Annotated in this window: 13 protein-coding genes; 1 reads left to right on the top strand and 12 read right to left on the bottom strand. The window is 56.5% G+C overall.

What is annotated here, in order from left to right:
• Window positions 1-125 precede the first annotated feature (125 nt).
• The 4 genes from ACJTMZ_RS01070 to ACJTMZ_RS01055 all read right to left on the bottom strand — a co-directional run bounded on the left by ACJTMZ_RS01070 (window position 126) and on the right by ACJTMZ_RS01055 (window position 3773).
• Entirely contained in the window at window positions 126-1421 is a 1296-nt protein-coding gene (locus tag ACJTMZ_RS01070) for an ATP-binding protein (protein ID WP_408626807.1), read from the bottom strand.
• Window positions 1418-2158: a response regulator gene (locus ACJTMZ_RS01065; RefSeq protein ID WP_022651194.1), complete on the bottom strand. Its 741-nt coding sequence runs from the start codon at window positions 2156-2158 to the stop codon at window positions 1418-1420. The genes ACJTMZ_RS01070 and ACJTMZ_RS01065 overlap by 4 nt, the downstream gene beginning before the upstream one ends.
• A gap of 44 nt (window positions 2159-2202) precedes the next feature.
• Complete coding sequence (locus tag ACJTMZ_RS01060; RefSeq protein WP_252010598.1) at window positions 2203-3198, bottom strand: alpha/beta fold hydrolase; 996 nt, start codon at window positions 3196-3198, stop codon at window positions 2203-2205.
• Between the two features lie 134 nt (window positions 3199-3332).
• On the bottom strand, window positions 3333-3773 hold the full coding sequence (locus ACJTMZ_RS01055; RefSeq protein ID WP_047365030.1) for a GNAT family N-acetyltransferase: 441 nt from the start codon (window positions 3771-3773) through the stop codon (window positions 3333-3335).
• Between the two features lie 303 nt (window positions 3774-4076).
• On the opposite strand from ACJTMZ_RS01055, the gene ACJTMZ_RS01050 reads away from it, so the two are divergent.
• The gene (locus ACJTMZ_RS01050) at window positions 4077-4625 is read left to right on the top strand and encodes a GNAT family N-acetyltransferase (protein ID WP_047365028.1); all 549 of its coding nucleotides are present in this window, start codon (window positions 4077-4079) and stop codon (window positions 4623-4625) included.
• On the opposite strand, the gene ACJTMZ_RS01045 is transcribed toward ACJTMZ_RS01050, so the two are convergent.
• The 8 genes from ACJTMZ_RS01045 to sad all read right to left on the bottom strand — a co-directional run bounded on the left by ACJTMZ_RS01045 (window position 4613) and on the right by sad (window position 13382).
• Window positions 4613-5527, bottom strand: a complete 915-nt coding sequence (locus tag ACJTMZ_RS01045) for a bestrophin family protein (protein WP_252010597.1) — start codon at window positions 5525-5527, stop codon at window positions 4613-4615. The genes ACJTMZ_RS01050 and ACJTMZ_RS01045 overlap by 13 nt on opposite strands.
• A 201-nt stretch (window positions 5528-5728) precedes the next feature.
• Window positions 5729-7180, bottom strand: coding sequence for a tagaturonate reductase (locus ACJTMZ_RS01040; protein ID WP_047741284.1), 1452 nt, complete (start codon window positions 7178-7180; stop codon window positions 5729-5731).
• A gap of 117 nt (window positions 7181-7297) precedes the next feature.
• Window positions 7298-7825: a GNAT family N-acetyltransferase gene (locus ACJTMZ_RS01035; RefSeq protein WP_047735375.1), complete on the bottom strand. Its 528-nt coding sequence runs from the start codon at window positions 7823-7825 to the stop codon at window positions 7298-7300.
• 82 nt (window positions 7826-7907) lie between these two features.
• The gene (locus ACJTMZ_RS01030) at window positions 7908-8873 is read right to left on the bottom strand and encodes a sensor domain-containing diguanylate cyclase (RefSeq protein ID WP_047735373.1); all 966 of its coding nucleotides are present in this window, start codon (window positions 8871-8873) and stop codon (window positions 7908-7910) included.
• Between the two features lie 58 nt (window positions 8874-8931).
• Window positions 8932-9294 carry a DUF4186 domain-containing protein gene (locus ACJTMZ_RS01025; protein ID WP_003857163.1) on the bottom strand — a complete coding sequence of 121 codons (363 nt, stop codon included), beginning with the start codon at window positions 9292-9294 and terminating at the stop codon, window positions 8932-8934.
• Window positions 9294-10220 carry a glutaminase B gene (gene glsB / locus ACJTMZ_RS01020; RefSeq protein ID WP_003857165.1) on the bottom strand — a complete coding sequence of 309 codons (927 nt, stop codon included), beginning with the start codon at window positions 10218-10220 and terminating at the stop codon, window positions 9294-9296. Before glsB ends, ACJTMZ_RS01025 begins: the two co-directional genes overlap by 1 nt.
• A 62-nt stretch (window positions 10221-10282) precedes the next feature.
• Window positions 10283-11872 (bottom strand): methyl-accepting chemotaxis protein, encoded by a 1590-nt coding sequence (locus tag ACJTMZ_RS01015; RefSeq protein ID WP_230239186.1) that lies wholly within the window; start codon window positions 11870-11872, stop codon window positions 10283-10285.
• A 127-nt stretch (window positions 11873-11999) separates the two neighbouring features.
• Window positions 12000-13382, bottom strand: a complete 1383-nt coding sequence (sad, locus tag ACJTMZ_RS01010; RefSeq protein ID WP_047733356.1) for a succinate-semialdehyde dehydrogenase — start codon at window positions 13380-13382, stop codon at window positions 12000-12002.
• Between the last annotated feature and the right edge of the window lie 29 nt (window positions 13383-13411).

Here is a 13411-nt window from a genome sequence, read left to right as displayed (position 1 = left end):
CGATACGGTTGCTGCGAAGATGCAGTGAGGTCATTTCATCGTACGAATGTGTTCAGGCCGTGTGTGAAAAGCTGGATTTTGTCTGCCTGCGTATCGGCGCGGGGTGCAGATACACAGGCGTACAATTAACCGCGCGGAAGGATCACGCTTACGGCCAGCCCTCCCTCTGCCCGGTTTGCAAGATGCAATTTCCCGTCAAGCTGGGCGGTGAGCTGCGCGGCAATGGCGAGGCCTAACCCGGTGCCGCCCGTTTCCCGGTTGCGCGACGTTTCAACCCGGTAGAACGGCTGTAACACCGCCTCCACTTCTGCCTCCGGGATGCCAGGGCCGTTATCCATAATGCGGATCGCTACCTGCCTTTCATTTTCATCAATCTCTATTACCGCGCTCTCGCCAAACTTCAGCGCATTATCGAGCAGATTGGTCATTACCCTGCGCAATGCCTGGGGACGAGTGACGATCGGCAGACGCGCATTGCGTGCATGAAACTGCACGTTTTTACCAATGTCCTGATAATCACTGGCGATGCTGTTAACCCACGCATTCAGCTCCAGCTTCAGCGTGGTCTCTTCCAGAGATTCTGATGACCGGGCATAGGCAATCCCCTCCCGTACCAGGCGCGACATATTATCCAGGTCGCTCAGCAGCTTATCGCGGAGTTCGGGCTGATCCGCCATTTCGATCCACAGCTTCATGCGCGTGATGGGCGTCTGGAGATCGTGAGAAATGGCCGCCAGAATCTGCGCGCGTTCACGCAGATAGGTCTGTATCCGCGACTGCATCTCATTAAAAGCGTGCGCTGCCTGGCGCACCTCAACCGGACCTTTTTCAGTCATCGGAGAATGGGCCGCAGGATCGAGGGAATCAACCGCGCGCGTGAATTGCAGGAAGGGCCGGACAACCTGGCGCACGGCAATCCAGGAGCAGAGCGCGACAAGTAACAGCTGAAGAACCAGCACCACGGGCAGCCAGCTGGCGACAGGCGGCATGCGCGGGATCAGATCGATGGTGAGCGGTGCGCCGTCGCGGAGCGTCAGATGGGCCTGAATATGGGAAACAGGCCCCGGCACCGCCGTAAACTGAAGCGGATATTGGGCTGAAAGCGTCTCTTTCAGAGTTCGAATCGCATCCCGCGAGCGCTTGTCCGTTGGCGCGGCGCCTGCCTCGCCGGGGCCAAGGATATAACGATAATTACCGCGACTCAGCCGTTCCAGCCACTCTGGCCGCTCTTTGGCCGGAAGCCGGTCGAGAATGGCCACGCTGGTCGCCACGTCGTTCTCAAGATTGCCCAGCATAACCGTGCGCGCGCTGCGCATTCGCTCAACCATGACCAGCGTCAGGCTGAGCGCGTTAGCCAACAAGAGTCCAAGCAGCACAATGATCAGCAGCCGGGCGAGTAAGGTGCGGGGCCACAGCGTCATTCATTGGCCTCGACGATGGTCACCGGCATGGTAAAAACGTAGCCTTCGCTGCGAACGGTTTTAATGTAGGCGGGCGTGCGGGCATCTTCATTCAGACGCTGTCGCACGCGGCTCACCAGGAGATCAATCGAACGCTCAAACAGCTCGGCATCACGTCCCTGCGTCAGGTTCAGCAGCTGGTCGCGGGTCAGCACCCGTTGAGGATGATCGAGGAATACGCGCAAAAGGCGATATTCCGCCCCGCTGAGCGCCACAACCATACCCTCGTTATCAATCAGATGACGCGCCACGGTATCCAGCTGCCATTCACCGAACACCACCAGGCGCCCTGCCTCGGTCACCTGAAGATTAGGCGGCATAGTACGAAAACGACGCAGGATGGCTTTGATTCGCGCCAGCAGTTCGCGGGCCACAAACGGTTTCACCACGTAATCGTCGGCGCCCATCTCCAGCCCCAGGATGCGGTCCGTGTCCTCGTTGCGCGCGGTGAGCATCAGGATCGGCAGATCCTTATGCCTGCTGCTGCGCAGCTGTCGACACAGCGTCAGGCCATCATCGCCGGGCATCATCACGTCCAGCACCACCAGGTCGATATGCTGTTTGTCGAGCACTACGCGCATCTCTTTCCCGTTCGCCGCACCAGAGGCGTGATAGCCGGATTTCACGAGGTAATCGACAATCAGTTCACGAATATCCCTGTCGTCATCGACGACAAGGATGTGATCAATATGCTCCACCGCAGGCTCCTGATTAAGAGGTAACGGATTGAAAATAGCACATATCAGAGCTTATCCGCGTCGACAACTGCTTTAACAAAGTCCTGCGGATCTTCCTGCGGCGGGTTGTGGCCAACCGTTGCGCCGAAAGTACGGTGCTCATATTTTCCGGTGAATTTCCCCGCATAGGCTGCGGGTGCAGGATGTGGTGCCCCGTTGTTACCGCCCTCGATGGTGATGGTCGGCACCGTAATGTTCGGCAGCTTAGCCAGCTTTTGTTCGTAGGCGTCATATTTCTGCTCCCCCTTCTCCAGCCCCAGACGCCAGCGGTAATTACTGAGCGTGACGGCAACGTGGTCCGGGTTATCGAGGGATTTGGCGCTCGCATTGAAGGTGGCATCGCTGAATTTCCAGTCAGGCGAAGCCTGGGACCAAATCAACCGGGCAAAATCGTGCGTATTTTTAGCATAGCCTTCCGCACCGCGCGGCGTTGCGAAATAGAACTGATACCACCACTGAACCTCTGCCTTCGGCGGTAAAGGCTGTTTGCCAATCGCCTGGCTGCTGATCAGGTAGCCACTCACCGAGACCAGCGATTTCACGCGTTCCGGCCAGAGCGCCGCAACGATATCCGCGGTACGCGCCCCCCAGTCATAACCGGCAAACACCGCCTGTTTGATGTTCAGGGCGTCCATCAGATTAACGATATCTTTCGCCATCGCCGCAGGCTGGCCGTTTCGCGGTGTTTTATCAGAAATAAAGCGCGTGGTGCCGTACCCGCGCAGGGACGGCACAATGACACGATACCCTTTCGCAGCCAGCGCGGGGGCCACTTCAGCGTAGCTGTGAATGTCGTACGGCCAGCCATGCAGCAGGATCACCGGTTGCCCCTCTTTCGGCCCGATATCGACATAACCGACGTTAAGATCGCCAGCGTTAATCTGTTTTACCTGGTTGAAGGCCGACGCGTAATCCTTGCCCATCGCTTCCGCCTGACAGGACATCACGGTGCCAAGCGAAACGGTCAGGGCGACTGCTGAGTATGCGAGTTTGTTAAACATGATGTTATCTCCTGGTGAGTTCAGTTGACGGAGATATAACACCATGCGTTTGTATAAAGGATGTGTGCGGATGCGGCTTTATTACATACCTGTGTATGTATCACAGACGCAGATACAGTGTGATACAAACCCGGTTAAGGGGTGATTCGGTACCGGACGTAATCGTCGGCTTCACCATAGTGGTCATACAGCTTACGCGCCGGATTGTGCATGCGGGTTACCCAGTAGAGTTTTGACCACCCTTCCCGCTTACCCTCATCGATCAGGGCGTCGATAAGCGCTTTACCCGCCCCTGCGCCACGTTCGGCAGCGTCAACAAATAGATCTTCCAGATAGCAAACGGGCGCGGTTGACCAGGTCCCTTCATGCAGGACACACATGGCGAAGCCGATGACGCTGCCGTCTTTCTCCACGACCCGGCAAAACAGGGGTGATGAATCTGCGAGCGCCCTGTCCCAGGTGGCCGTGGTAACGGACTCGTCAAGGTAGCACTCATAAAAATGGGTATAGCCATCCCACAGCGGTCGCCATTGTGGGTAATCTTCTGCGCATAAAGGGCGTACGGTTAGCGTCATCTGTTCTGACCTTACAAATCAATTGCCATTTCAATACAGCGTAAATGCGCGTCGGCCATACGCGAGTAATGCGTATTTTCACCCAGCATGGCAAAACCCACTAGATTTTGCAGCCATGGCGAATCGCTTCGTTACGGACGTGCCAGAGTGTTTCGGCTTCTTCGGGCCTGGCTTTTCTCAGCATCATATAACCCCTTTTATGGATAAACCTGAATAACAAAAGCACGACCAAATAGAATGTGATATTGATGAAAATACCAGAACCCAAACAAAAGCATAACGCTTAATTATGGAGATCAGCGGATGACCATACCCACGCTTACCACCGAGCGCCTGATATTACGCCCCCTGCTTGCAGAAGATGCCGTCCAGATCCAGCAACGCTATCCGCGCTGGGAGATTGTCCGCTATATGGTGGCTTCAGTCCCCTGGCCCTACCCGGAAAACGGTGCTGAAAACTACGTCAACAACGTTGCACTGCCCGATATGGCCAAAGGGATTGCGTGGTTCTGGACGATTCGCCGTCGCGAAGCGCCTGACGAACTGATGGGGTTGATTTGCCTGTATGACGTGGAGGACAACAATCGGGGCTTCTGGCTCGCGCCGGAATTTCAGGGCCAGGGATATATGCGCGAGGCGAGTATTGCGGCCACGGATTACTGGTTCAATACGCTTAACAAACCGGTGTTGCGCGCGCCGAAAGCGGCGGCCAACAGCCGCTCCCGACGTATTTCAGACAGCAGCGGCATGCGGCTCATCAGGACGGAGAAGAAAGCCTATGTCAGCGGCCTGCTGGATTCGGAGCTGTGGGAAATCACCCGCGACGAGTGGAATGCCCGTCAGGTCAGCTGATAATGCTTATCAGGCATCAGTCTTTCAGGGATGTTCTCTTCATCGTTCATCTGCAACAGATCGCGCTCCATCATGTTGCAGATGGCGTCCAGCGGCAGATCGTTATCTTCTGTCCCAAACGGATCTTCCAGCTCTTCCGCCAGCGTGTCCAGCGAGATAAAGGTGTAGGAAATCAGCGCAGAGACAAAGGGCGTCATGTAATGCAGATCAACTACCAGCGCAAACGGCAGCATGATGCAGAACAGATACACCGTCCGGTGCAGGATCAGCGTATAGGCAAACGGGACTGGCGTATTGGCGATACGCTCACAGCCAGCCAGCACGATGGACATATCATTCAGGCGGTTGTTAAGGCTGTGAAACAGGATGTCTGAAAGCTGCCCGCTACGCCGCCGCACGGCCAGCCATTCCCCCATGATCAGCAGGATACGGTTCGCCGGTGAGTTGGCGCCCATCACGTTGCGTAAATCGTGAGGCGCCAGATAGCGAGACAGCTGATCGGCATTGGTTTCTCGGCGCAGGGTCATACGTAGACAGTTAGCAAAGGCGATTTGCAGGCGAACAAACTCGCCGAGATGTTTATCATCCGGTAAGGTGTTTTTTACCTCGCGAAACAGCGAGCGCGCCGCTATCATCAACTGCCCCCAAAGCAGACGTGCCTCAACGTAGCGGGAATAACAGGCGTTATTACGGAATCCCAGGAAGATGGCAATAGCCACACCCAGAATGCTGAACGGCGCGACGGTAAACCGAATGCCCAGCGAGGTATACCACGGCAGCATGACAATCACGGCGATGGAAAGCAGGAAGTTAAGCAGCAGTCGGGTATAAATTTTGGGGAGTACCGAACCATGCCAGACAAAAATCAGTTGCAGCCAGTGCTGTTGAGGTCGAACAATCATAATCAGCTTCAGATAAGTAAAGAGCGCGGCTATTAAACGTGATCCCCCTCACGGTTGCAAGCTTGTTACTAATTCATTGCATTTTCTGACCTGCAAAGCTTTACGCGCACGGTGCTGCATGTGCTTTTTAAAAAAAGAGCACATAGTATGTTGTAACTAAATAGGGTCTGTAAAAAACCCGGCAAACGCCGGGCATCATGATTAGCAGAGCGGTTTCACCGCATCGCGCATGCCTTTGCTTAAAATCGCATCCAGATCCTGCGCAACCTGTTCTACCAGTCCGTTCACCTGAGTCAGATCCTGCTCCCAGTGCTCGCTCACGCTTAACACCGACGATACCAGCTCACGGGTAGTGACCTGTTTGTCGTGATGTTGCGTCCACAATTGCTGGTAACGTTCAAGCCAGTGCGCATCGTCCTGCACCGGATAAGGCTCACCGTTGCGTTCGGCGCGGTAGAACGCAATCAGCGCCGCCAGGGCAAAGGTCAGGCGTGCTGGCAGTTTGCCGGTCGCCTTCTGCCCTGCCAGCAGTTGCGGCAGAATGCGGGTGCGGTACTTGGTCATCCCGTTCAGGGCAATCGACAGCAGCTGATGCTTAATGTACGGATTACGGAAACGCCCCGTTACGGCACTGGCGAAGGAGTGCAGCTCGTCGCGCGGCAGATCAAGGACCGGAATAATCTCCTCATAAATAGCCTTCTCTACGAACGCGCAAATTTCCGCGTCGTTCATGGCTTCCCCTACCGTATCCAGGCCGGCCTGAAAAGCGACCGGAACCAGCGCCGTGTGCGCGCCGTTGAGGATCGCCACCTTACGCTCTTTATACGGTTTGATATCGTCAACAATCAGGACGTTGAGTGGGTATTTATCCAGGCGCAATTCAGCTGCAAGTGATTTCGGCCCCTGAATAACAAACAGATAGAAATGTTCCGCCGTGTCGAGGAAGCTGTCGTGATAGCCCAGCCCGGCTTCCAGCTCTGCCACCTCATCACGCGGATAGCCGGTAACAATGCGGTCAACCAGCGTCGAACAGAAAGTGTTAGCATCATTCAGCCACGCAATGAATGCCGCCGGCAGCGCCCACTCCTGTGCATAGCGCAGCACCAGTTCACGCAGGGCATCGCCGTTGTAGTCGATGAGTTCGCAAGGAATGATAATCCAGCCTTTATCCGCTGCCCCGTTAAAGTGGGTAAAACGCTCGAACAGCAGACGCGTCAGTTTGGCCGGATAGCTGACAGCTGGCGCATCGTCAAACTTATCCCCCGCGTGATAGCTGATCCCCGCCTCCGTGGTATTGGAGAAGACAAACCGCATGTCCGGGTTATGGGCGAGCTTCAGAAATTCATCGTACTGGCTGTAGACGCTGATTTCACGATTCACGGAACGAATAAGACGCGCATCGCTTACCGCTTCCCCCTGCTCATTCAGACCGCGAATAATCGTTGTATACAGACCATCCTGGGTGCTCAGGGACGGCGGAAAATCGCTCTGGATCGGCCGCACAATCACCACACCGGCATTGAGATTGGTATGCTCGTTTAAGAGGTCGATTTGCCAGTCAACGAACGCGCGCAGGAAGTTACCTTCGCCAAACTGGATGATACGTTCAGGATAGCGCGCACCGGGGAAATCACGACGGTTGAGTGTGTTCACAATGGAGGTCCTTGATTATTAGTCATACAGCCTGATAAGATTGGTGTGATAACTTATCAAAACTTCAGGACCAGAACCCCTGTCTGGATCAACTCAGGACACGATGGTGAAAAATAATCACAGAAATTTATAGAACACCGAGGTCGCCGTCATGTCCCCGTTCGGCATCAGGGCGTAGCGTGGGATCTCCCCCGCCTTTTGCCAGCCTGCTCTCTGGTAAAACGTCTCCGCGCCGCTGCCGGTTGAGGTATCAAGCACCAGTACCGTAAGCGCTTTTTCACGTGCAACCGCCTCCAGGGCTTCCATCAGCGCCATTGCCGCCCCTTTACGGCGCGCTTTCTCATGAACCAGCAATTTCGCAACATCTGCACGGTGCGGCTGGTTTTCAGGCTGATCGGTGATCAGCTGGACCGTGCCAACCAGCCCCTGCTCCGCATCAAAACAGCCCAGGACGGTACGCTCGTCGCGCCCGACGCTGTCTGCGACGCCGACCCAGAAGGTTTGGGCTTTCCCGGCAGAAAAAGGCAGCATAAAGCTGACGGAGGCGCCGCCGTTGACACAGTTCATGAGAATATCGTTCAGGGCATCGATGTGGGTGAGGATGTCCTGCCGGGAGAGAGGTTTAATCAGCATGGGAGAGTTCATTGTGCGTCCTTAGGTTGAATCTCTCCACTTTGCTATTAACATTTTTGTAACGCAATAAGTGATGACATAGGATTTCGTTATGTCATTTTTCGCCGTGGTGTTGCCGCTTCATGGCGTACATCTGCGCATCCGCATGCTTTAACCACGCCTGCATATCGTTACGGTGATGATCGAACTCGCTTAACCCCCAGGAGAACTGTAACGACCAGGGATGCAGCTGGCGCGCGTTGTAATTTTCCGTTTGTTCGACAAGATACTGCATCGCGATCCAGGCGCCAGGCTCATCGGTATCCGCAAACAGTACCGCGAACTCATCTCCCCCGAAACGTACCAGCAGATCGGCCTCGCGGAATGAGGAACGCATCAGGGCGGCCATCGCTTTCAGGGCTTTGTCGCCCTCCTGGTGCCCGAAGCGATCGTTAATCGATTTGAAATGGTCCAGATCCAGCCAGCCAAGGGTTAAGGGTTCTGCCCGACGCTGCGAAACCGACAGTGCAAACTGCGCAAACTGGTTAAACCCGCGACGGTTAAACAGCCCCGTGAGTTCATCGGTTGTGGCCGCGCTAACGGCCGCAAATTCATCCTCTGCCAGCGCGCTGAGATCGGCCAGTACGGCGGCATCCGCCGCGGTAAACTCACGAGGCGCGTAATCAATAAGACACAACGATCCCACGCACGCCCCGTCACGTAAACGCAGCGGGAAACCGGCGTAAAAGCGCACGCCCGGATCTCCCACCACCTGCGGATTATCCGCAAAGCGTTCGTCCAGCAGCGTGTCACTCACCACCAGCGGCGCGTCACCCAGGATCGTATGACCACAAAACGAGAGATCGCGAGGCTGGGTGGCAGGTACCTGGCCGTCGGCAGACTTCACGATCGCGGCGTGGTCATCCACCAGCGTAATCATCGCCAGCGGCACCCTGAAAAAGCGTGTTGCCAGCCGCGTAAGACGATCAAACGCAGGGTAATTGTCGATCTCAAGCAGACCGGACTCGCGCAGAGCATTCATGCGCTCCGCTTCATTCACGGGAATTTGAGGTGCCTTCATAACGTCTCCTGACGCTGAGCATTAGTAAAAGCGTAGCTTAAACAGAGACATTGTCAGTTCAGGAGGCACGATTTACCTCTATGACCAGCCAATGATGGATTACGTTGACGATATACTGTTGTTGCTGCGCACTCAGCGGCACGCCCTGCGGGATAGCGTGCCACTTAGCCAGACAGCCCCGACAGCAGGTTGCCGTGGCATGCTGGGCGATAAAAACCGGATGGCCGCGCATTGGCGTCTGCTTACCGTCATTCACCGGGTGTGCAGGCGCCAGCCGCGCGGCGACAAAATCAGCAGCATGCTTATCGATAGTCTCCGCGCCCTTATCCCAGCAGTATTGCCGCTCTTTCGTCCCTAAATGAAATCGTGAACGGAACGTGGAGCGAGCCAGGCGCGCGAACAGAGGATCTAACGTGGACATCAGTATACGGACCGTCCAAGGCGTTTGGTCAGCTGTTCCAGCGCCGCCACGCCCGCCAGTGAATTTCCGGTCTCGTCCAGTTCCGGGCTCCAGACGGCAATCGCCATCTCGTGAGGGACAATCGCCACGACCCCACCGCCAACGCCGGATTTAGCCGGCAGCCCCACGCGCCAGGCAAACTCCCCGGCATTCTGATACATCCCGCTGGTTGCCATTAAGGCGTTGATCTGCCGGGCCTGCATCGGGGAGACAACGTCCTCGCCCAGATGCGGGGCATGGCCCTGATGCGCCAGAAACAGAAAAGTCTGCGCCAGTTCGACGCAGTTCATCTTCAGCGCGCAGTAATGAAAATAGTTTTGCAGCACCGTGGCGACGTCATTATGAAAGTTGCCGAAGGACTTCATCAGCCAGGCAATGGCGGCGTTACGTGCAGAGTGTTCAAATTCAGAGCGCGCTACCACCGGATCGTAGGCGATGTCCTGCACGCCGGAAAGCTGCCGCACAATCTGGAGCATCCGCTGGCGCGGCGCGCTCAGCCGGCTTTGCAGCATATCGCACACCACCAGCGCCCCGGCGTTAATAAACGGGTTACGCGGCTTACCCTGTTCGATTTCCAGCTGGAGAAGGGAGTTGAACGGCTGACCGGACGGATCTTTGCCCACCCGCTGCCAGATCTCCTGCTCGTCATACTGGCGCATGGCGGCAACGAGGCTAAGCACTTTTGAGATCGACTGAATCGAAAAGCGCTCAAGCGCGTCTCCCGCCTGAAAACGCTGACCGTCGACAGTACAAATGGCGATACCGAGCTTATTACCGCTGATCGAAGCCAGCGCGGGAATGTAATCGGCAACCTTACCCTGCCCCAGTAACGGACGAACCTGCGCCAGAATCTCGTCCAGCATCTCATTATGGATGACCGCAGCCACACTTTGCTCCTTGCCCTCAGGCTAAAACGGGCAGCGAGTATAACAGAGGCTGATACGTCACGTCAGGCAGGGAGACGAAAACGCGAGACGGCCTGCAACAAAAGATCGGACTGCTTATGCAGGTGCTCAGAGGCATTTGACGCTTCGCTAACCAGCACATCTGTCCGACGCGATACCTGATTCAGCGCCTGAAGCTGACGGGTCATCTGATGAATGCTGTCCCCCTGATTCAGGGTAGCCAGCGAAATATCATTCAGCAGGCTGCTCAGATTCGCCACCAGCCCGGTGACCTGTTGCAAATTCTCTTCCAGACGGTTTACCACCTGAGAACTTTCTTCAATGCCCTGTAGCGAGTGGTTAATTAGCGCCTGGATGGTTTGCGTAGAGTGACTGCTTTTTCTGGCCAACAGCCCCACTTCCCGGGCAACCACCGCAAATCCGCGCCCCTGCTCTCCTGCATGGGCGGCTTCAATGGCAGCATTGAGGGCGAGAATGTTGGTCTGAAACGCCACGCTGTCGATCATCGCGACGATCCCGCGCATCTCTGAGGATCGGTCGACGATCGTCTGCATCGAGCCATTCACCGCTGACATCATTTGCTCCCCACCAGCGGCAGCCTGTCGGGCTTCATCCGCGCGCGAGCGGGCGAGTTTAGCATAACCCGTGTTCCCCTCAACGTGGGTTTCGAGATCGGCGATGTGTGCGGTCACCTCCTCCAGCTCTTTGGCCTGTCGCGTAGACTGCTGATAAAGCTTCTGATTCCCCTGCGCAAGCGATCCGATATTTTCAACCATGGAGGTAGTGGCCTCGCTGACCTGGGTCACCAGTTGCTGGAGCCCGCGCTGCATGGCGGTAATACTGCCGCTGAGCTGGCTGATTTCACGGTTAAAGCGCACAACGTCAGGCGGCGTGCCTGACAAATCCCCTGCCGCAAGCTGGTTAATCTGGATAATCAGACGGCGTAGCGGGGATATCACCCACTTCGCCATTCCGAACCAGACGGCTATGGCAATGGCCAGTAGCACCAGCGGCGCAAACAGGAACAGCCGTTGCAGACCTGAGAGTTGTTCCATGAGCGACTGACGCCCCTGTATCGTCTGCTTCTCACTCCGTTGCTGATAGCGTGCGAAATTGTCATTAAAATCGGTCTGAAACGCCTGGGCGGGTACGGCGAAAAAGAGGTCGATGCTGTTGGTTTTCACCAGCCCCTCCGCCTGCTCTCGGATGGCGTCGAAAAACAGCTGATAGCTGTTAACCAGCCCGTTGTCTTTCGGCGGATTAAGCGCGAGCCAGGCCTGCCATGCCTGCTGTGACGCCGCCAGGGATTTTTGCGCCTCGTCCATCAGGCTATGCCAGCTTCCTTCCGAGCCGGTCTCTTTATCCTGCATAAAGTACACGCCGGAGCGGTTGAGCAGATCGCTGGCCGCCAGCAGAGAAATACGGGCCTGATCCAGCCTGCTCTGCTGCTGCCAGGCCAGCTGATTGCGCTGTTCGTTACGCTGGGCTTCATTCAGGGAGGCGGTCAGCAGGAAGGAGGAAGAGAGTTGCAGGGCGGAGAAAAGGCCAATGATACAAAAGATGCCGGTCAGCAGGCCAAACTGACGAGGGATAAAGCGCGGCGCAAGACGACTAAAAATTTGCGTTAGGTTCATAATTTTCTTCTGTAACAATACGTTAGACGCGAGCGAGTCTACGAAACGAAAATGACAGAACCATTACGCAAAAATGACAGGAAACGTGAACTGCCGGGTAGCGGCCTGGCCTTACCCGGCAACAAGACTAGACGCGATCCTTCCACACCGTCTGCACATTACAGAACTCATGCAGACCGAAATGAGAAAGCTCTCGCCCGAAGCCGCTCTTCTTCACCCCGCCAAACGCGACGCGCGCATCGCTGGCGCTGTAGCCGTTGATAAACACCCCGCCGCACTCCAGCTCACGCGCGAAGGTTTCAGCCAGCGCATCGTTCGCGGTAAAGACCGTCGCCGATAAGCCAAAATCGCTGTCGTTAGCCAGCTGCAACGCGTGCGCCGCATCGTTCGCGATGGTAATTGCCGCCACCGGACCAAACAGCTCCTGACGAAAGGCCGTCATCTGTGGGGTGACGCCGCCGAGTACGGTTGGGGCATAATAGTTTCCGCTCCCGGCAAGCTTCTCTCCGCCGAGCAGCAGGGTCGCCCCTTCCGCCAGCGTAGCCTGCACCTGCTGATGCAGTTCATCGCGAAGATCAAATCGCGCCATCGGGCCAATATAGTTATCTTCCTCATCCGGTGCGCCTATCTTCAGCGCCTTGACCGCGTCAACAAAGCGTTGGGTAAAGGCGTCCGCCACGCCCGCTTCCACAATAAAGCGTTTCGCCGCCGCACAAACCTGCCCGGTATTCTGATAACGTCCGGCCACCGCCGCGTTGACGGCCAGATCCAGATCGGCATCGTTCAGAACGATAAACGGATCGGAGCCGCCCAGCTCCAGCACGCATTTCTTCAGCGCCGCGCCCGCCTGCGCGCCAATTGCCGCACCAGCCCGAACGCTGCCGGTTACGGTCACCGCCGCGATACGACGATCGTTAATCGCCTGACTGACGCCGTCATTCGTCGCATTCACCCAGCCAAAGACCCCCTCCGGGAAACCGGCATCCGCGAACACCTTCCCGATCAGCTCCGCCGAGCCGAGCACATTTGGCGCATGTTTAAGCAGATAGCTGTTCCCTGCCAACAGGATCGGCACCGCACCGCGCAGCACCTGCCAGAGCGGAAAGTTCCACGGCATAACAGCCAGAATCGGCCCCAGCGGGCGGTACTCAATCACTGCATTATCGACCTGGGTAGATTCCGGGTGCAGCATCGCCGGGCCGTGTTCAGCGTACCAGTCGCAAAGGCTGGCGGATTTAGCCACCTCCGCACGCGCCTGCACAATGGGCTTGCCCATCTCCCGGGAGATAGTCTGCGCCATCTCTTCCGCACGACTACGCAGCGCCGCACCCAGATCGCGAAGTTTTTGCGCCCGGTGCGCCACGCTTTCGCGTCGCCACTGACGAAAACCGGTATCCGCCTGCGCAATGGCACGCTCAACGTCACCGGACGTTGCCCACGGGTAAGCAGCCAGCGTTTCGCCGGTAGCCGGGTTGACAGAGTGGGCATGGGTAGCAGATGAATAGGTCATGATGTTCTCCACGTAATAACAGTTGATTG

It is taken from the genome of Enterobacter sp. DN (genome assembly GCF_046054285.1).
Classification (GTDB): domain Bacteria; phylum Pseudomonadota; class Gammaproteobacteria; order Enterobacterales; family Enterobacteriaceae; genus Enterobacter; species Enterobacter hormaechei_C.
This window is presented reverse-complemented; position numbering and strand designations above follow the sequence as displayed.

Coding starts and splice junctions, on each gene's coding strand:
- ACJTMZ_RS01070 (WP_408626807.1), bottom strand. CDS start 1,421: ATGACGCTGTGGCCCCGCACCTTACTCGCCCGGCTGCTGATCATTGTG.
- ACJTMZ_RS01060 (WP_252010598.1), bottom strand. CDS start 3,198: ATGTTTAACAAACTCGCATACTCAGCAGTCGCCCTGACCGTTTCGCTT.
- ACJTMZ_RS01055 (WP_047365030.1), bottom strand. CDS start 3,773: ATGACGCTAACCGTACGCCCTTTATGCGCAGAAGATTACCCACAATGG.
- ACJTMZ_RS01050 (WP_047365028.1), top strand. CDS start 4,077: ATGACCATACCCACGCTTACCACCGAGCGCCTGATATTACGCCCCCTG.
- ACJTMZ_RS01045 (WP_252010597.1), bottom strand. CDS start 5,527: ATGATTGTTCGACCTCAACAGCACTGGCTGCAACTGATTTTTGTCTGG.
- ACJTMZ_RS01035 (WP_047735375.1), bottom strand. CDS start 7,825: ATGAACTCTCCCATGCTGATTAAACCTCTCTCCCGGCAGGACATCCTC.
- ACJTMZ_RS01030 (WP_047735373.1), bottom strand. CDS start 8,873: ATGAAGGCACCTCAAATTCCCGTGAATGAAGCGGAGCGCATGAATGCT.
- ACJTMZ_RS01025 (WP_003857163.1), bottom strand. CDS start 9,294: ATGTCCACGTTAGATCCTCTGTTCGCGCGCCTGGCTCGCTCCACGTTC.
- ACJTMZ_RS01015 (WP_230239186.1), bottom strand. CDS start 11,872: ATGAACCTAACGCAAATTTTTAGTCGTCTTGCGCCGCGCTTTATCCCT.
- sad (WP_047733356.1), bottom strand. CDS start 13,382: ATGACCTATTCATCTGCTACCCATGCCCACTCTGTCAACCCGGCTACC.